The sequence below is a fragment of the Streptomyces sp. NPDC053432 genome, from assembly GCF_055585365.1.
Genome location: NZ_JBVJKF010000001.1, coordinates 30033 through 47393, shown reverse-complemented (window position 1 = coordinate 47393; position 17361 = coordinate 30033). Strand labels below are relative to the sequence as shown.

Here is a 17361-nt window from a genome sequence, read left to right as displayed (position 1 = left end):
CGTGGAACCGGATCCCGGGTTTTCCCCTCTTGGGAGCCGGGGGGGACAGCATGACGAAGAGGAAGACCGTGAAGAGGCCGGCGGGCCGGGTCCTGGCGGCGGCGCTCCTGTGCGCCGCGCTGGCGGCCTGCGGGACCGGACGGGCCGGACAGGCCTCGGGCCCGGCCCCGGTCCCCAGCCTGACACCGGAGAAGTGCGCGCTCGACGTACCGACGGACGAGGAGACGGGCGCCTACGCGGGCCCGCCCACCGACCAGGAGACGGGCGCCTACGCCGGCCCGCCCACGGACGAGGAGACGGGCGCCTACGCCGGCCCGCCCACGGACGAGGAGACGGGCGCCTACGCCGGCCCGCCCACGGACGAGGAGACGGGCGCCTACGCAGGACCTCCGACCGACCAGGAGACCGGCGGCTCCGCGGGCCCGCCCACCGACCAGGACACCGGCTCCGCGGGCCCGCCCACCGACGGCGGCGCCGCCGCCCCCGCCGACACCACGGACATCGGGAACGGCGGCGGCCCCTGCGGCCCTGCGGACTGGTTCGACATGACCCGGGACTTCACCGCTTACGCGGCCGCGCACCGCGCCGCGCACGACGAGTTCCTCGTCCAGCAGGCCCGCGTCCGCAAGGTCCGCACCGTCGGCGAGGCGAACATCCTCTTCAGTACGCGGGAAGTGGGCAAGGGCCGGGGGGACGTGGCCCGCCGCATCGCCGAGCTGTTCTCCTCCTGGCGGCGCGAGGTGTACGGGGACCACGGCACGCTGGTCCTGCGGACGGGCGACGGGATCGTCGTCACCGAGCCCTGGTAGCCCCCTGACGGGATCCCGGCCACCACGCGTCCCACAGCGCGCAGTGGTGTTCGGCCCGCGCGTCCACCGAGCGGATCCCCTCCGCACCCGGCGCCAGCGACAGCACCGAGTCCGGCCCCCGGTACCGCGGCCACGGCACGCCGCCGGGTTCCGGACCCGGGTCCGGGCGTCCGGTGCGGGCGAACGCCGTCCAGTACCCGGTCATCCGCTCCGCCAGCTCCCGCTGCGGACCGCCCAGCGGAACCATCGTGAAGAGATAGGGCAGCTCGAAGCCGTGCGAAGCGCCGTACGGGAGTTCCGCCCGCTCCGGCAGCCCCGTGAAGTTCGGCGCGTCCCGGTCGCCGAACCGGTAGCCGTACGTCGGCACGCGCCGGGCCAGCGCGCCGTCGTCCCGCAGCGTCGGACAGGCGAACGAGGCGTCGGACAGCACCGCGGCCCAGGCCGCGGCGGCCGTCGGGTGGCCGGACACCGGATAGGCCGCCTCGACGGCCCGCGCGGTGCCGGCGCCGAACGACCGTTCCAACCGCGCCCGATAGGCGGCCCCGTCGGCGACCGGATGCGCCGCCAGCGTCTGCGCCACGAAGACCCGCATCTCGTCGCGGGTGGTGCCCTGGAGCACCGGCACCCGGTGGAACCGCCCGGCCTCCAGGGCCCGCCGCGGCTCCACCGGCAGCAGGCCGTTGCCGTACGGCACGAGCGAGAAGCGCTGCATCAGCTCGGGGGCCGCGAGCGTGCGGGCGTCCAGCCGGCGCAGGCAGTCCAGCACTCCGCCCGCGGGCCTGTCGCAGCCGAGCCGCCGGGCCGCCCGGACCCCGTCCGCGACGGTCCGTGCCTCGGGCACGAACGGCTCGTACGTGCCGAGTCCTGGCAGCAGGGAGTCCGCCGGAATCGTCGTCGAGCACGAGCCGCTCTGCAGGATGGCACGGTGGAAGAGGCCGGCCGAGGCGGGGGAGACGAGGTGTGCGCACACGCCGAGGGCGCCCGCCGACTCGCCGAACACGGTCACGTTGTGCGGATCGGCCCCGAATCGCGCCGCGTTGGCCCGCACCCAGCGCAGCGCCGCCTGCTGGTCCGCGAGGGCGAGGGCGGGCGCCCCGCCGAGCTCGGGGTGGCCGAACAGCCCGAAGACGCCCAGCCGGTAATTGACCGTCACGACGACGACCCCGCCCCGCACGACGAGCCGCTCCGGCCGGTAGAGGTCGCCCGCGCCGTTGACGAACCCGCCGCCGTGGAACCACACCATGACGGGCAGCGGCCGCGTGCCACCGCCGCCGCGGACACCGCCGGCCGGCGCCGTGACGTTCAGGAAGAGGCAGTCCTCCGCACCGCTGGGGCCGCCCGGCCCGATGGGCGGCAGCTGCAGGCACCGGGCGCCCGCGGCCCCTGCGTCGCGTACGCCCGTCCAGCGCGGAGCGGGCTGCGGAGGCCGCCAGCGCAGCGCCCCCGTCGGGGGAGCGGCGTACGGGATCCCCTCGAAGGTCCGGTACCCCTCGTGCGCCCGCCCCCGGACCGGCCCCCGGTCGGTCCGCACCAGCAGCGCAGGCCCGGGCGGCGGGGACGGGGAGGCGGTGGGCGCCGGTGCGGCGCCGGTCAGGAGCAGTACGACGGGCAGTACGAGCGCCAGGAGCGTAGCCCGCCATCCCCGGCGCGGGGCACTCAAATCGGGCACGGCTGAAGCCCTTTCCCCGTGGGGACCGGGTCGGCCCCCGTTTGCCCGCCCCGAATGGCGCAGCGGGCGGATTCGTCCGTAAATGTAACAAAGCGTGCGCTTCCCATGACGCACGATGACCGCCGCGCAATGCGTAGACCCGCGCGTCGGCGAACGGAGCTTCCCATGACTGACCCCATCACCCTCGCGGCGACGGACCATGACGACCGCCCCGGGGCCCCCGACACCCCATTGCCTCCCGAAGTGCCGGACGTGCCGGAGGCGCCGGACGTCCGGCCGATACGAACGCTGCTGGAGACGGCGGTCACCTGTCGTCCGCTCGAAGAGGTCACCGCTCTGGTGAGCCTCCTCAAGGAGGACGGCAGCCTTCCCGACGCCGGACACGAGGCGCTGCGCACGGCCGCCGTGACCCGGCCCGTGCACGACGTCCAGCGGATGGTCGCCCTCCTCGGCGAGCCGCCGCACGAGACCGTCGAGGCCGACATCACCCTGCGCGCCGCCGCGGTGGGGCGCCCGATCGAGGACGTCGCCCTGCTGGCGACCATCCTCGGTGACGAGGAGCACCGGGCCGCGGATCCGCGGCGCGCCCCGGTGCCCCCCGAACCCGAAGCGGCCGCCCCGGTCCGCGAGGAGCCGGTCCCGGCGTTCGCGGAGGAGCCGCAGGACCCCGGCCACCCGGAGCTCTACGACGCCCCGTACCAGGAGCGGCCGCGGCGCATCCCCGTGGCGGCGATCCCGGCCCCGGCTCCGGCGCCCGCCCCGGGGTCGGCCGGCGGCGGGCAGGTGCTGCGGCACGTACTGCGCTGGCCCGTGGCGATCGCCCTGCTGGTCAGCGGGGCGCTCCACCTCCCCGCGGACCTGACGGCACTGCAGTACGCGCCGCCCGAGCGGTACCTGCCGCTGCTCGTCACCGTGGTCTGCCTGGGGCTCGGCGCGCTGCTGGCGCTCCGGGACACCGCCGCGGTGTGGCGGGCCGCGGCGGTGGCCGCCCTCGGCGTCGTCGCCCTGCACGTGGCGGGCGGCGTGGCGGGCTTCGACCCGCTGGCCGGAGCAGTGGGCGGCGCCGTGGCCTGGGCGGGCGTCGCGGTGGTCCTGTGCGCGGCGGTCGGCGCCGTCCTCGCGGGCCTGGCGCTGCGCAACCGGCAGGAGAGCTCGGCCTGATCCGCGGCCGACCCGGTACGAAGCGGCACCCGGCGCCCCGAGGCGCGGGGTGTCGCTTCACGAGGTGCCCGTGCGCCGCCCGAGCCGGGCCGGATCAGGGCGCCCGGCGGGTGCGGGTCCACTCCAGCAGCTGCTCCGCCGGCCAGGTGTTGACCACCCGTCCGGTGGGGACCCCGCACTCGGCGGCCCGTTCACAGCCCAGCGGCTGCCAGTCGAGCTGGCCCGGGGCGTGCGCGTCCGTGTCCACGGCGAAGAAGGTCCCGGCCGCCACGGCGAGTCGCAGCAGCCGTCTCGGCGGGTCCAGCCGGTCCGGGCGGCTGTTGATCTCCACGGCGGTGCCGGCCTCCGCGCAGGCCGCGAAGACGGCCTCGGCGTCGAACCGCGACTCGGGCCGGGTCCGCCCCGTCACCAGCCGCCCCGTGCAGTGGCCCAGGACGTCCATCAGCGGATTGCGCACCGCCGCCAGCAGCCGGCGGGTCATGGCGGGCGCGTCCATGCGCAGCTTGGAGTGCACCGAGCCGACCACCAGGTCCAGCCGCTCCAGCAGCTCCGGCTCCTGGTCCAGCGAACCGTCGTCGAGGATGTCGCACTCGATGCCCGTGAGCAGCCGGAACGGGGCCCACGTCGCGTTGAGCGCGGCCACCGCCTCCAGCTGGTCCCGCAGTCGCTCGGGGGAGAGTCCACGGGCGATCGTCAGCCGCGGCGAGTGGTCGGTGAGGACCGCCCACTCGTGACCGAGCGCGGCGGCGGCCCGCCCCATCGCCTCGATCGGGCTCCCGCCGTCCGACCAGTCCGAGTGCATGTGGCAGTCGCCGCGCAGCGCCGCGCGCAGGGCGGTGCCGGCGGGCGTGGACGGGGGTGCCTGCGGGAGCGCGGCCGCCTCGTCCTCCAGGTTCCGCAGATACGCGGGCACCTCCCCGGCGAGTGCCTCGCGCACGACCTGGGCCGTCTTGGGGCCGATGCCCTTGACCTGCTCCAGGGAGCCCGCCGCGGCCCGGTCGGCCACCTCCCGGCCGTCCATCCGCCCGAGCGCGGCGGCGGCCGTACGGAAGGCCCGTACCCGGTAGGTCGGGGCCTGCGCGCGCTCCAGCAGGAAGGCGATCCGGTCCAGCGCGGCAACCGGGTCCATCGCGCACCTCCTGACTCCCGGACCCAGTGTCCGGCGGGGCGCGTGCTCGCGCGCGTCGCGCGCTACGCCTCCCCGGCCCCGGCCCGCGCCTCCTCATGCGGTACGGCGGCGTCGAGAGCGGCGGTGAGGCGGTTCAGTCGGGTCTGCAGGTCGAGGATCTCGCCGAGTTCGAAGCCCGTGGCGACCGCGATGCGGCGCGGCACCTCCACGGCCCGCGCGCGCAGCGCGGCACCCTCCTCGGTGAGGTGCGCGTGCACGGACCGCTCGTCCTCGGCGCTGCGCTCGCGGCGCACCAGACCGGCCGCCTCCAGCCGCTTGAGCAGCGGGGACAGCGTTCCCGAGTCGAGACGCAGGTGCTGTCCAATCTGCTTGACGGGCATTTCGCCGTGCTCCCACAGCACCAGCATCACCAGGTACTGGGGGTAGGTGAGCCCGAGGTCCTTGAGGACGACGCGGTAGAGGCCGCCGAAGGCGCGGCTCGCGGCGTTCAGCGCGAAGCAGATCTGTCCGTCCAGACGAAGGAAGTCCTGGTCGGGGTGGAGGCCGGTCGGCTGCTCGGTCATACGGCCAGTGTACCCGGGTGGCCTTGCGAGGCATTTAATTGTGCACAACTGAATTGTGTGCTCTACTCATGGAGCGGCGCCGAGCACCGGCCGCCGCAACGGTCGACTTCTGTGAGAGGAACTCCGATGGACGCGCTGTACACCGCTGTAGCCACCGCCAACGGCCGCGAGGGCCGCACCGTCAGCTCCGACGGGCAGCTCGACCTCGCCCTCGCCATGCCCCCGGCGCTCGGCGGCAACGGACAGGGCACCAACCCCGAGCAGCTCTTCGCCGCCGGCTACGCCGCCTGCTTCGCCAGCGCCCTCGGCCTCGTCGGCCGCCAGGCCAAGGCCGACACCAGCGAGGTCTCCGTCACCGCCGAGGTCTCCATCGGCAAGGACGGCGCGGGCTTCGGTCTCGGCGTCGTCCTGCGCGTCGAGCTCCCCGAGTCCCTGGCGGGCGAGACGGGCACCCTGCTCGTCAAGCAGGCGCACGAGGTCTGCCCGTACTCCCGTGCCACGCGCGGCAACATCGAGGTGGACCTCGTCATCGAGTAGGTCCGATCCACGCCGGGGCGGGCCGGCGAAGATGCCGGACACCCGGCGGGCGGCCACCATGGAGGGGCACCGACTCCAGCGGGGGCCGCACGCCGGGAGGCGCTCATGGCGCACACCTACGCAACCGACGTACTGGTCGTCGGCGCGGGCCCGGTCGGGCTGACGGCCGCCGTGGAGCTGCGCAGACGCGGAGTCGCCTGCCGGATCCTCGACCGGCTGCCCGAACGCCTGCCGTACGCGAAGGCCGTCGGCATCCAGCCCCGCACCCTCGAACTCTGGGACCGCATGGGGCTGGTGCGCACCGCCCTGGAGGCGGCCGTCCCGCTGCACGGGCAGCTCGTGTACGTCAACGGCGTCGAGCGGCCCCGCATGGAGCTGGCCCTGCCGCCCGAAGTCCCGTACGGATTCGCGGCCCTGCCGCAGTACGAGACCGAACGCGTCCTGACCGAGTTCCTGGCCCGCTTCGGCACCGGGATCGAACGCGGCGCCGAACTGGTGTCGTTCACCCAGGACTCCGACGGAGTGACCAGCCGGGTCCGTACCCCTTCCGGAGCGGAGGAGGAGGTGCGGACCCGGTTCCTCGTGGGCTGCGACGGTGCCCACAGCACCGTCCGCAAAGGACTCGGCCTCACCTTCCGGGGCGGCGCCTTCCCCGACGAGTTCATGCTGGGCGACGTGGAGCTCGACTGGGACCTCCCGCGCGGTTACACCGTGCGCTCCATGCACCACGACGCCTCCGGCGCCGTGGACGACGTACTGGTGTGCATCCCGCTGCCCGGCGCCGGCCGCTACCGCGTGTCGATGATGGTTCCGCCCGAGCTCTCCACCGCCCGGCAGGTGGGAGAGGCCTCGGACTCCGTCGCGCACGGCCTGCAGACCGCCGGCCGGGCCCCCGGACTGCCCGACATCCAGGCCGTCCTGGACCGGCTGTCGCCGCAGCCGACCACCGCCTCCGCCGTCCGCTGGACCTCCGTGTTCCGTATCAGCCACCGGATCGTCGACAGCTACGGGCGGGGCCGGGTCCTCATCGCCGGCGACGCCGCGCACATCCACCCGCCCACCGGCGCCCAGGGCATGAACACCGGGATCCAGGACGCCTGGAACCTGGCCTGGAGACTCGCCCTCGCCGTCGACGGCCGCGCCCGCCCCGACCTGCTCGCCGGATACGACGCCGAACGCCGGCCCGTCGGCGAGGAAGTCGTGGGCCGCACCGTGCGGCACGCCGCCCACGGTGTCCAGGCGGACCCGGAGGACCCGGCGACGCTGATGCTGCGCGAGGCCCAACTCCTCGTCGGCTACCGGGGCAGCCCCGACAACGACCCGCCGGGGGAGGGCCGGGGGCCCCGCCCGGGCGACCGGGCTCCCGACTGCGTCGGCCTCAGCGGCGAGATCGCCGCCTACCCGCTGCGCCTCTACGACCTGCTGCGCGACCGCGACCACGTCATGCTGCTGTACGGCGCCACGCAGGACCCCGGCGCACTCGCCCGCACCGCCCGCGAGGCCTCCGGCGGCCGGATGGAGACCATCGTCCTGCTCACCGCGGGCAGCCCGCACACCGCGGCGGACGGACTGCCCGTCTACACGGACACCGCGGGCCAGTTCGCCCGCCTCTACGAGACGGACGACCCGACGGCCTTCGTGATCCGCCCGGACGGCTACCTCGGCGCCCGGCTCACGCCACCGACACCGGAGGCGCTGCGCACCCACCTGGCCCGCACCTTCGCCGCCACCGGCTGAGCGCGCCGACCGGTCACGGCCGTCCTTACCCCTTCGCCTGCTCCCGGCGCCGGCGCTTGCCCAGCGGCGCCTGGGAGAGGTCCTCGGCCGTCGACCTGAGCTGCTTGAAGCCGTACCCCCGCTCCGTCAGCCAGCTCTCCGCCGCCAGCTCCGCACGGGCCGTCGCGTCGAGGATGTCCTCCTCGGCCTCGCCCGAGTCCAGGAAGCGGAACGTGAAGAAGGGCCGGGCCGCGAGGTCGTACGTGAGGCTCCCCTCGGAGGTGAAGGACGCGCGCAGCACGTCGTGCTCGGCCGCGGCCGCGAGCAGCCGCGCCCGCTGCTCGTCGGTGAGGTCGTCGAAGGAACCGCGGACGGTGATACGGAAGGTACGGGAACTCATCCCGGCAGCCTAGATCGGGCATTGCGCCCACGCACCGGCATTTTTCCGTCCGCACAGCGGTCGGCCACCCCCGAAAGCCGGTCCGGGGATCACGTTTTTGGATTGACGCGGGATCCTCAATACGATCCGGCGATGATCACAAGAAAACGGCTTGCGGCCGGGGCGTGCGGACTGCTCGCCGCCCTCGCCGTCGGGCTCTTCCCGGCCAGCGCCGGCGCCGCCGACGGAACGACGGCGAAGGAACCTCCCAAGGTCGATCTCGTCCTCGACGTCAGCGGTTCCATGCGGGCGACCGACATCGACGGCCAGTCCCGGATGGCCGCGGCGAAGCAGGCCTTCAACGAGGTCATCGACGCCGTGCCCGACGAAGTACGGCTCGGCATACGCACCCTGGGCGCCACCTACCCCGGCGAGGACAAGGCCCTCGGCTGCAAGGACACCAAGCAGCTCTACCCGGTCGGCCCGCTCAACCGGACCGAGGCGAAGACCGCCGTGGCGACCCTGGCCCCCACCGGCTGGACCCCGATCGGCCCGGCCCTGCTGGCCGCGGCCCAGGACCTGGACGGCGGCGACGCCACCAAGCGGATCGTCCTCATCACCGACGGCGAGGACACCTGCGCCCCGCTCGACCCCTGCGAAGTGGCCCGCGACATCGCCGCCAAGGGCATCCACCTGACCATCGACACCCTCGGCCTGGTACCGGACGCCAAGACCCGCGCCCAGCTCACCTGCATCGCCGAGGCCACCGGCGGCACCTACACCTCGGTGCAGCACAAGGCCGAACTCTCCGGCAGGGTCCGCCAGCTCGTCGACCGCGCGGCCGATCCCGTCGTCAACCCCGTCGCGACCGAGGGCGCGAAGCAGTGCGAGGGCGCCCCGCTGCTGAAGCCCGGCCTCTACAGCGACCGCGAGACCTTCGGCGAGCACCGCTGGTACCGCGTCGAGGTCCTGCCCGGCCAGGAGCTGCGCACCGCCGTCAGCATCGCCTCCGACCGCGCCGTCAACCGGGACTACGGAGTCCTGTTGCGCGCCACGACCGTCCACGGCCGCGAGATCGTCCGCGGCTCCGAAGCCGGTGACGGCCGCACCGACGTGATCTCCACCGGGCTGCGCTACCCCAAGGCCGTGATCGACGGGGCCGACTCGGACACCGAGCCGGCTGCCGAGACCGTCTGCATCCAGGTCAGCAACTCCTTCTCCGCGCCCGCCTCCGTCAAGACCTCGCCCGGCATGCCCGTCGAGCTCACCGTCGAGCTCGTGGACGGACCCGACGAGGCCTCCGACGCCGCCGCCTTCGGCCTCGGACGAGGCTGGTGGCTGCTGGCCGCCCTCACGATCGTCGGGCTGCTGGCCGGACTGGTGTGGGGCTGGGTCTCGCGCTGGCGCATCTCCGTCTGGAGGACCAACTGATGCGTACCGTACGCACACTGACCGCCGCCCTGCTGGCCGGCGCCGCCACCCTCGCGATCGCGGGCTGCACGGCCGGGGCCGACGGCTCGTCGGCCTCCGCCTCGCCCTCCGCTTCGGCCACGGCTTCGGCCACGGCGACCCGCGACGAGGCGGGCCGGGGCAAGGACATCGGCAAGAGCGGGACCGGTCCGACCGAGGCGGGCACCAGCTTCCGCACAGCCACCGCCTTCCGCCCCGGCGAGACGGCCACGGCCGGGGCCTCGACCGGTGACTACCTCTACTGGGTCGTCCCCGTCGACGCCCAGCAGCGCGCCACGGTGAAGGCCACCGTCACCCTGCCCGCCCCGGCGAGCCGGCACGGCGCCGCCACCTGGCAGCTCGACGTGTACGACGGCCTGCGCCGCCGGCAGGCGTGCACCTACGGCAACCAGACCCGCGCCGCCGCCAAGGAAGCGCCCACGGTCGCACTGTCCTGCACCCTGCGCACCGTCCGCGCGTCCGCCGAGCAGTGGGCCAACGACCCGCTGCCGGGCAGCTACTACGTACGGCTGACCGCCCTCGACGTGCCCGACGAGGACAAGGGCCTGCCCGTACGGGCCTCGGTCGAGGCCGAGGTGAAGGAGACGGGCGGCGCCCACGCGGTGGACGGATCCCTCTCCACGCCGCTGGTCCCCGCCACCGTCACCGGCCCCCGGCGCGCGCCGGAGGCCGGCTGGTCCGGTGGCTGGTGGTCGGACCGCTGGCTCTGGACCGCCGCCGGCGGAGTCCTCGCGGCCCTCGCGGGCCTGTACGGGTACTCCCTGACGCGCGGCTCGGGCCGCCCGCCCGGGGTCCCGCCACGGGCCTGACCGGGCAGATCGCCGGGGCCGTACGGGGCTCCCGTACGGCCCCGGCCGCATTCGAACGCCCGGCCGGAGCACTAGGGTGGGCGCAACATCACGCACGACAAGGGGAATTGATGAACGGGGAAGTGGCGGCCGGAGTCTTCCAGCCGTTGGAGGGCGACGATCCGCCGATGGTCGCGGGCTACCGGATCGCCGCCCGGCTCGGCTCGGGCGGCATGGGCAAGGTGTACCTGTCGCACACGCCGGGAGGCCGGCCGGTCGCCATCAAGGTGATCCGCCCCGAGTTCGCCGAGGACCCCGAGTTCCGGCGCCGCTTCCGCCAGGAGGTGCAGTCCGCCCAGCGCGTCCAGGGCCTCTACACCGCACCGGTCATGGACAGCGACACCGACGGGCCCAACCCCTGGCTCGCCACCGCCTACGTACCCGGGCCCACCCTCTCCGCGGCCGTGGCCGAGCACGGACCGCTCCCGGCCCGGACCATCCTGATGCTCGTCGCCGGGATCGCCGAGGCCCTCCAGGTCATCCACGGAGCGGGCATCGTCCACCGCGACCTCAAGCCCTCCAACGTACTCCTCGCCGCCGACGGCCCCCGGGTCATCGACTTCGGCATCGCCCGGGCCGCCGACGCCACCTCGCTCACCGCCAGCGGCGTCGCCGTCGGCACCCCCGCCTTCATGGCCCCCGAGCAGGCCGCCGGGCGCGAGATCAGCGGGGCCACCGACATCTTCGCCCTCGGCCAGGTTGCCGCGTACGCGGCGCTGGGCGCGCCCGCGTACGGAGAAGGACCCTCGCACGGAGTGCTGTACCGGATCGTGCACGAGGAACCGGACCTCTCCGGGATCCCCGCCGAACTCCGTCCCCTGATCACGCGCTGCCTGGTGAAGGACCCGGAGGGGCGGGCCTCGCTCACCGAGATCCTCGACCTGTGCCGGGCCGCCTCCGACCAGACCCAGCTGCGCCGGCCCGAGGACTGGCTGCCGGGCGGGGTCGCGGCGGGCATCTCCAACCGCCAGGAGGTCCCGGCCCCGGTCCCGACGACCGCGGTCCCGACGGCCCCGGCAGCGGTCCCCCCGGCCCCGACGGCACCCCCCACGGCACCCCCGACGCCCCACACGGCCCCCACGGCCCACGCGACCCCGGCCGCCCCGGCCACCGCACCCGCCGCACCCGCCGCACCGGCCGGTCACCCCTCGGGCGCCACCCACCCCGCGGCACACCCCTCCCGGCCGGGAACGCCGCCCCACCCCCAGGGCTACGGCCCGCCCGCGGCGTTCGGGCCGCCACGCGCCGCGTACGGCCCCCATCCCACGCCCGTGCCGATGCCCGTCCCCATGCCGCTCATCCAGGTGGGAACGCCGCACCCGCCGAAGCGGCGCAACCGGACCGCGATCATCCTCGTCTCCGTCTTCGGCGGCCTGCTCCTCTTCCTGGCCGGCTGCGGCGCCTTCATCAACTCCCTCGGCAAGAGCACCTCCTACTCCTCCGGCGGCGCGGGCGGGTCCACGGCGACGCCCAAGGGACAGCCGCGCCCCGACCCCGAGCCCGTCGTCACCAAGGACTTCAGGCTCACCTCCAACTACCACCTGAAGTTCGCGGACGACACGCTCGAGCCCCGCGACGGCCAGGAGGACGACCTCTACTACTACTGCTCCAGCGGGGAGTGCAGTTTCGGCACCTACGGATCCAAGCTCGCACGCCTCGACAGCGGAGCCGAGGGCTCGCTCCAGGCGTGCCGCCAGGAGACCCGGTACACCACCAGGATCCCCGTCGAGGCGCTCTCCAAGGGAGGCGCGATGTGCGTCAAGACCGAGCAGGGAAGCATCGCGCTGGTCATCTACAAGGGCAGCTCGGCGAAGGGCGACCCGAGCACCTACGCGACCCTGGACGTGACGGTCTGGCGCGGCGCGGCCCGCAAGGACTGAGGGCCGCGCGCCCGCCCTCCTATCCCAGACGGGTGAGCCGGGCCCTGAACGAGGGCTCGGCCAGGTCCCCGCGGACCGCCACCGGGACGCTCCTGGCCGCGTCCCCGTCGCCGACCGTGAGCACGCCGACCTCCGTACCGCCCTTGGCGGTACGGGGCACGCCCTTGGTCCCGGCACCGGCTGCGGCTCCGAGCGAGAGCCGCAGCCGCTGCCCCGGAACACCGATCACGTTCAGGTCCTTCGTCGCCACGAGCGGGGTGCGGCCGCCGAGCCCGTCGTCCACGTAACCCACCTGCTGGCCCTTGCGGACGACCGGCGCCGAGGCCAGTGCACCCCGCACCGCCTCGATCACCTTCCGGCTGTTCTCCATCACCAGGACCAGGCTGTTGCGGGCGTCCGGGTCCGGTCCGTCCACGCGCTGGTCCATCATCGTGCCGAGCACCAGCGGTGTCTCGTCGCCGACCGACTTGTAGGCCGCCCACATCAGCGTTCCGCCGGCCGGCGTGCTCGAACCTGTCTTGATGCCCCGAATGCTGAGGCCCGACGCCGTGAGCAGGCTGTTGTTGTTGTAGATCGGCTTCGGCAGGCCCTTGATGGTGGCGTTGGGCATGGCGACGACCGCGCGGAAGGCCTCGTCCTTCATGACGGCCTCGGCGAGCTTGAGCTGGTCGACGGCGGTGCTGACGGTACCCGCGTCCAGGCCGCTGGGGTCCGTGTACGTGGTGTCCTTCATCCCGAGTTCCCTGGCGGCGGCGTTCATCTTCGCCACGAACGCCGCTTCGTCGCCGCTGCCGGTGTCCCACCGCGCGAGCAGCCGGGCCACGTTGTTGGCGGACGGGATCATCAGCATCTTGAGCATGTCCTGCTCACTGAACTTCGTTCCGGCGGTGAGCCCCTCGATGCGCGACTCGCTCTCGGAGTTGCCTTCCGCGACGGCCTTCGCGTCGACCTCGACGTCGGGGCCGGCGTCGTTCTTGTTGCGGAGCGGGTGGCCCTTGAGGATCACGTAGGCCGTCATCACCTTGGCGACGCTGGCCGTCGGGACGGGCTTCTGCTCCCCGAAGGTGCCGACGTCCCCGGATCCGGACACGCGGACGGCCCCCTGCCCCTTGGCGGGCCAGGGCACGGTGAACTGCCCGTCCAGGGCGTGGACGGGCTCGGCGCCGGCGAACACCGGCGCGGGGAGCGGCCGCAGCAACTGCGCACCGACGAACACACCACCGGCCAGCAGGAGCAACGGCGTCCACACCTTGACCCGCCGCACGACGGTCCGGCGGGGCGTCTTGGGAGCCGGAGCGGTGTTGGTGAGCGAGGCCGGCAACTCAAGCGGCGGCACGGCGACTTCGGGTCCCGCCGACACCCCCACCGCCCCCGGACGCCCCTGCGCCCCCACGGCCGACGGCACGGTGGCCGCGCCACCTCCCGACGCCACCGCCCCATCCGGACGCCCCTGCGCCCCTGCCCCGGCGCCTCCGGGCTCCGCCGCGCCCTCGGGGCGCTTTTGCGACTCCAGGGCCGCGAGCGGCGGCATGGGAGCCTTCCCGCGCCCCGGCTTCGCCGCGCCGTCCGGACGCCCTTCCGCCCCGGCCCCCGTACGTCCCCCGGCGTCAACCGCCGTGACCGCGCCGTCGGGACGCTCGTACGGCCCCGCCGCCGTACCCGGCCCGGCCTCCGCCGGTGTTGCCTCGTCGTCGGGACGCTTGTGCGGCCCCGCCGCCGTACCCGCCCCGGCGACCGCCGCCGTCGCCTCGTCGTCGGGACGCTTGTGCGGCCCCGCCGCCGTACCCGCCCCGGCGACCGCCGCCGTCGCCGCGTCGTCGGGACGCTTGTGCGGCCCCGCCGCCGTACCCGCCCCGGCCTCCGCCGCCGTCGCCGCGTGGTCGGGGCGCTTGTGCGGCCCCGCCGCCGTACCCTGCTCGGCCTCCGCCGGTGTTGCCGCGTCGTCCGGGCGCCCTTCCGGCCCCACGGCCGCGAGCGGCGGTACCGGGGCTTCCCCGCCTCCCGGCTTCGCCGCGCCGTTCGGGCGTCGCTCTGTACCCGCACCGGCGTTCCCCGGCGTCGCCGCGCCGTCCGGGCGCCCCTGCGCCCCCACGGCTGTCCCGGCGCCTGCTGCGGCGTCGCGGTGTGCCTGGGGGCCTGCCTCCGCGGCCACCTGGCCCCCTGGGTCGGCTACCGCCGGGTCTTCCGGGTCCGGCCGGAGGTCCGCATGCGCGTCGCCGCGCGCTGAAGCGCCGAGCCCACCCCCCGCGCCGGTCGCAGGCCCGGAGCCCCGTCCTGCCCGGGGGCCCGCGTCCGCGTCGGTCGTGGCCCCGGCGTCGGGGCGTTCCCGGGCTGCCGCCGCTGCGGCCGTCCGGTCCTGTGCGCCGGCTGCCGCCTCGGCGCCCGGCAGGGGCGCCGCCCCGATACCGGTCGTGGCCCCCGCGTCGCGATGTGCCTGGGCGCCCGTTCCCGCGGCCGCGTGGCCTTCTGCGTCGGTCGCGGGTCCGGCACCCGGCCCTCGGTCGCCGGGTCCCTGAAGGCTCGTGGCGGAGCCCGAGGCGGCCCCGTCGGCGGAGTCAGAACGGCGAACTGCCTCCACGCCGGCTGCCGCCTCGGTGAGTCCTTCGGATTGGCGGCTCGCGGGGTAACCACCCTTCGCGTCCGCGTCCGTCTTAGGCTCCGCGTCCGCGTCCCGGTCCGCGTCCGGGCCCGAGTTCACGCCCCCGTCGGCGTCCGGGTCTGCGTCGGGGCCCGGGTTCACGCCCGTGTCGGCATCGGCGTCCAGGTCTGCGTCCGGGTTCGGTGTGGCCTCCACGTCCCCGCCTGCCTCTGCGTCCGGGACCGCGCCTGCGCCCGCGCCCGCATCCGCGCCCGCGCCCGCATCCGCGCCCGCGCCCGCATCCGCGCCCGCGCCCGCATCCGCGCCCGCGCCCGCATCCGCGCCCGTGTTCGACGGGGCCTCGGAGGGGGCCGGGTCCTGCGGGGACGCCGCCCCGGGCTCCGCAACCGGCTCGGTGGCGGCACCCCCGCCCGGCCGCCGCCCCGCAGTTGCTCCGGCGTCCGCCGAACCGGCCGCGGCCGGCGCCCCCGGCGCCCCCGTCGGCTCCGGCTCCGGCTCTTCAGGTGCCCCGAACTCGCGGGTCCGCGCGGAATCCGTGTACGCCCCCCGCCCCCTGGAGGGCACACGCCCGGCCTCCGCCGGGGCCGCCCCGGGTATCCGCAGAACGGTGGTCCGTTCCCTCTCCTCGCCGTCCGGGGAACCGTCCGCCGCCGTCACTGCCTTCATCCCAGCCCCGCTTTGCCGCTCGCCCCGGTCCCCACCGCGACGCACACGCGGTGCCCGGCGGCCGGCCGGTCCTTGCCGATACCGTGCGGCGAGGCCCCCGCGGGCCCTCGCCGCCTGCCTAGATGTGCGCGGCCGCCCACCCGTTCCCCGCGTCCGATCCTGTGACCGTTCGGTCATATTCAGCGGCGCGGCGCCCCGGCCGCCCGCGAACGGGCCCGGTAGCCCGCGACCTTCGCCAGGTTGCCGCAGCGCTCCATCGAGCACCAACGCCGCCGCCGCGCCTGCGAGTCGTCGAGGAACAGCAGCGAACACTCCGGGTTCTCGCACTCCTTCACCCGCGCCACCAGCGGACCGCCGACCAGCAGCACCGCGTCCCGCGCCACCGTGGCCATCGCCGCCCGCACGTCGTGCCGGGCCGAGGCCCCGCCCGCGTGGTTCCGTACGGCCCAGCCACCGCCGCCACCCCCCGCGAACGCGAGCTGCGGCGCGAGGTCCGGCCGGGCCGCCGCCTCGTTGATCCGTACGAGATCCCCCGCGTCCGGCCCCGCCACCACCCGCTCGCCCCCGCCCATCGCGGCACGCAGCACCCGGTGGACCGATTCCCGCAACTCCCGCGCCGCGCCGAGCTCCGCCGCCGTCACCCGTACGCCTTCCCCGCCGGGCCGCTCCACCCGCAGTCCCGCCTCATCGATCCACCGGCCCAGCGCGCCTGGGTCGGTGAGCCGCTCGAAGGGGGCGGTGTACCGCTTGCCGAGCGTGGCGACGAAATCGAGGCACGGGCGCCCCCCGGTGAACGGGAACGCGAGCAGCGGGTCGGCCGGGGTGAGGGTCATGGGCCGACTCTACTCCCTTGACACCTGTTCGTGCGGTGTCGCAAGGTGACACCACTTCAACCGGTTCAACCGGTGTCAGGATGAGAGAGGGCACAGCATGCGAGCAGTGCGGATCGAAGAGTTCGGCGGCCCTGAGGTGTTGGTCCCGGTGGAGCTGCCCGACCCCGTACCGGGACCGGGCGAGGTGCTCGTCCGGGTCCATGCTGCCGGGGTGAACCGGGCCGATGCCCTCACCCGCGCCGGCAGCTACCACCGGGCGGGCCGCCCGCCGATCCTCCCCGGCCTCGAGGCGTCCGGCACCGTCGAGGCGACCGGGCCGGGCGTGACCGGCATCGGCGTGGGCGACCGGGTCATGGCCCTGGGTGCCGCGGGCGCCCCCGGCTTCTACGCGGAACGCGCGGCCGTGCCCGTCGGGCGCCTGGTCGCGCTGCCCGGGGAAGTCGGCGCGGCCGAGGCGGCCGCCCTCCCGGTGGCCTGGCTCACGGCCTGGTACACCCTGCGCCGGCTGGCCCGCGTCGCCGCGGGCGAGACGGTGGTGGTGCACGCGGCGGCCAGTGGCGTCGGCAGCGCGGCGGTGCAGATCGCGGCCGACGCCGGGGCGCGGGTCGTCGCCGTCGCCGGCTCGGCGGCGAAGGCGGCCTGGGCGACCGGGCTCGGCGCCCACGAGGCCGTCGACCTGTCGTCACTCGCCGGTGGGGATCCGGCCGAGGAGGTACTGCGGCTGACGGACGGCCGCGGCGCGGACGTGGTCCTCGACACCGTCGGCGGGCGGGTGTTCGGGCAGAGCCTGCGGATGACGGCGTACGCGGGACGGGTGGTGGCCCTGGCCAACGTCGCCCTGGAGCCGAGCACCGTCGACACCCGCGACTTCTACCCGAAGAACGCCTCCGTCCACGGCTTCCAGCTCACCAATCTGCTGGAGCACGGCTACGACCCCCGCGCGGACCTGAGCGAGATCGCCGCCCGGGTCGCGGCGGGCACCTACCGGGTCCCCGTCGAGGCGCGGTTCCCGCTGGAGCGCGCGGCCGAGGCCCACGAGCGCCTCGAACAGCGCGGGAACCGGGGGAAGATCGTGCTCTCGGTGTCCGGCTGACGGCCGCCC

The 17361-nt window shown here is 75.2% G+C and carries 14 protein-coding genes; 8 read left to right on the top strand and 6 right to left on the bottom strand.

Annotated features, from left to right (window positions below; translation table 11 throughout):
* Positions 1-50 precede the first annotated feature (50 nt).
* Positions 51-809 (top strand): hypothetical protein, encoded by a 759-nt coding sequence (locus ACZ6Y1_RS00230; RefSeq protein WP_469619972.1) that lies wholly within the window; start codon positions 51-53, stop codon positions 807-809.
* Here ACZ6Y1_RS00230 and ACZ6Y1_RS00225 read toward each other — a convergent pair.
* The gene (locus tag ACZ6Y1_RS00225) at positions 793-2478 is read right to left on the bottom strand and encodes a carboxylesterase/lipase family protein (protein WP_469619969.1); all 1686 of its coding nucleotides are present in this window, start codon (positions 2476-2478) and stop codon (positions 793-795) included. The two genes, ACZ6Y1_RS00230 and ACZ6Y1_RS00225, sit on opposite strands and share 17 nt — an antisense overlap.
* Positions 2479-2643: 165 nt before the next feature.
* On the opposite strand from ACZ6Y1_RS00225, the gene ACZ6Y1_RS00220 reads away from it, so the two are divergent.
* Entirely contained in the window at positions 2644-3639 is a 996-nt protein-coding gene (locus tag ACZ6Y1_RS00220) for a hypothetical protein (protein ID WP_469619966.1), read from the top strand.
* A gap of 94 nt (positions 3640-3733) precedes the next feature.
* On the opposite strand, the gene ACZ6Y1_RS00215 is transcribed toward ACZ6Y1_RS00220, so the two are convergent.
* Positions 3734-4768, bottom strand: coding sequence for a PHP domain-containing protein (locus ACZ6Y1_RS00215; RefSeq protein WP_469619963.1), 1035 nt, complete (start codon positions 4766-4768; stop codon positions 3734-3736).
* Positions 4769-4830: 62 nt separating this feature from the next.
* The gene (locus tag ACZ6Y1_RS00210) at positions 4831-5331 is read right to left on the bottom strand and encodes a MarR family winged helix-turn-helix transcriptional regulator (RefSeq protein WP_469619960.1); all 501 of its coding nucleotides are present in this window, start codon (positions 5329-5331) and stop codon (positions 4831-4833) included.
* A 126-nt stretch (positions 5332-5457) separates the two neighbouring features.
* Here ACZ6Y1_RS00210 and ACZ6Y1_RS00205 point away from each other — a divergent pair, with 126 nt between their 5' ends.
* Together ACZ6Y1_RS00205 and ACZ6Y1_RS00200 are read left to right on the top strand one after the other, a co-directional pair.
* The gene (locus tag ACZ6Y1_RS00205) at positions 5458-5868 is read left to right on the top strand and encodes an organic hydroperoxide resistance protein (protein WP_384578983.1); all 411 of its coding nucleotides are present in this window, start codon (positions 5458-5460) and stop codon (positions 5866-5868) included.
* 105 nt (positions 5869-5973) lie between these two features.
* The gene (locus ACZ6Y1_RS00200) at positions 5974-7605 is read left to right on the top strand and encodes an FAD-dependent monooxygenase (RefSeq protein ID WP_469619956.1); all 1632 of its coding nucleotides are present in this window, start codon (positions 5974-5976) and stop codon (positions 7603-7605) included.
* A 25-nt stretch (positions 7606-7630) separates the two neighbouring features.
* Here the strand turns inward: ACZ6Y1_RS00200 and ACZ6Y1_RS00195 are convergent, their stop codons facing one another.
* A complete protein-coding gene (locus ACZ6Y1_RS00195; RefSeq protein ID WP_469619953.1) occupies positions 7631-7984 on the bottom strand; it encodes a DUF6204 family protein in 354 nt (117 codons plus the stop codon).
* A 132-nt stretch (positions 7985-8116) separates the two neighbouring features.
* On the opposite strand from ACZ6Y1_RS00195, the gene ACZ6Y1_RS00190 reads away from it, so the two are divergent.
* The 3 genes from ACZ6Y1_RS00190 to ACZ6Y1_RS00180 all read left to right on the top strand — a co-directional run bounded on the left by ACZ6Y1_RS00190 (position 8117) and on the right by ACZ6Y1_RS00180 (position 12161).
* Positions 8117-9394: a VWA domain-containing protein gene (locus ACZ6Y1_RS00190; RefSeq protein ID WP_469619951.1), complete on the top strand. Its 1278-nt coding sequence runs from the start codon at positions 8117-8119 to the stop codon at positions 9392-9394.
* On the top strand, positions 9394-10242 hold the full coding sequence (locus tag ACZ6Y1_RS00185; RefSeq protein ID WP_469619948.1) for a hypothetical protein: 849 nt from the start codon (positions 9394-9396) through the stop codon (positions 10240-10242). The genes ACZ6Y1_RS00190 and ACZ6Y1_RS00185 overlap by 1 nt, the downstream gene beginning before the upstream one ends.
* 110 nt (positions 10243-10352) lie before the next feature.
* Entirely contained in the window at positions 10353-12161 is a 1809-nt protein-coding gene (locus ACZ6Y1_RS00180) for a serine/threonine-protein kinase (RefSeq protein WP_469619945.1), read from the top strand.
* Between the two features lie 19 nt (positions 12162-12180).
* Here ACZ6Y1_RS00180 and ACZ6Y1_RS00175 read toward each other — a convergent pair whose 3' ends face one another.
* Together ACZ6Y1_RS00175 and ACZ6Y1_RS00170 are read right to left on the bottom strand one after the other, a co-directional pair.
* Positions 12181-14127 carry a D-alanyl-D-alanine carboxypeptidase family protein gene (locus ACZ6Y1_RS00175; RefSeq protein WP_469619943.1) on the bottom strand — a complete coding sequence of 649 codons (1947 nt, stop codon included), beginning with the start codon at positions 14125-14127 and terminating at the stop codon, positions 12181-12183.
* 1478 nt (positions 14128-15605) lie between these two features.
* Positions 15606-16259 carry a CGNR zinc finger domain-containing protein gene (locus ACZ6Y1_RS00170; protein ID WP_469619939.1) on the bottom strand — a complete coding sequence of 218 codons (654 nt, stop codon included), beginning with the start codon at positions 16257-16259 and terminating at the stop codon, positions 15606-15608.
* 97 nt (positions 16260-16356) lie between these two features.
* Here ACZ6Y1_RS00170 and ACZ6Y1_RS00165 point away from each other — a divergent pair, with 97 nt between their 5' ends.
* Positions 16357-17352 carry a quinone oxidoreductase family protein gene (locus ACZ6Y1_RS00165; RefSeq protein WP_469619936.1) on the top strand — a complete coding sequence of 332 codons (996 nt, stop codon included), beginning with the start codon at positions 16357-16359 and terminating at the stop codon, positions 17350-17352.
* Positions 17353-17361: the final 9 nt, after the last annotated feature.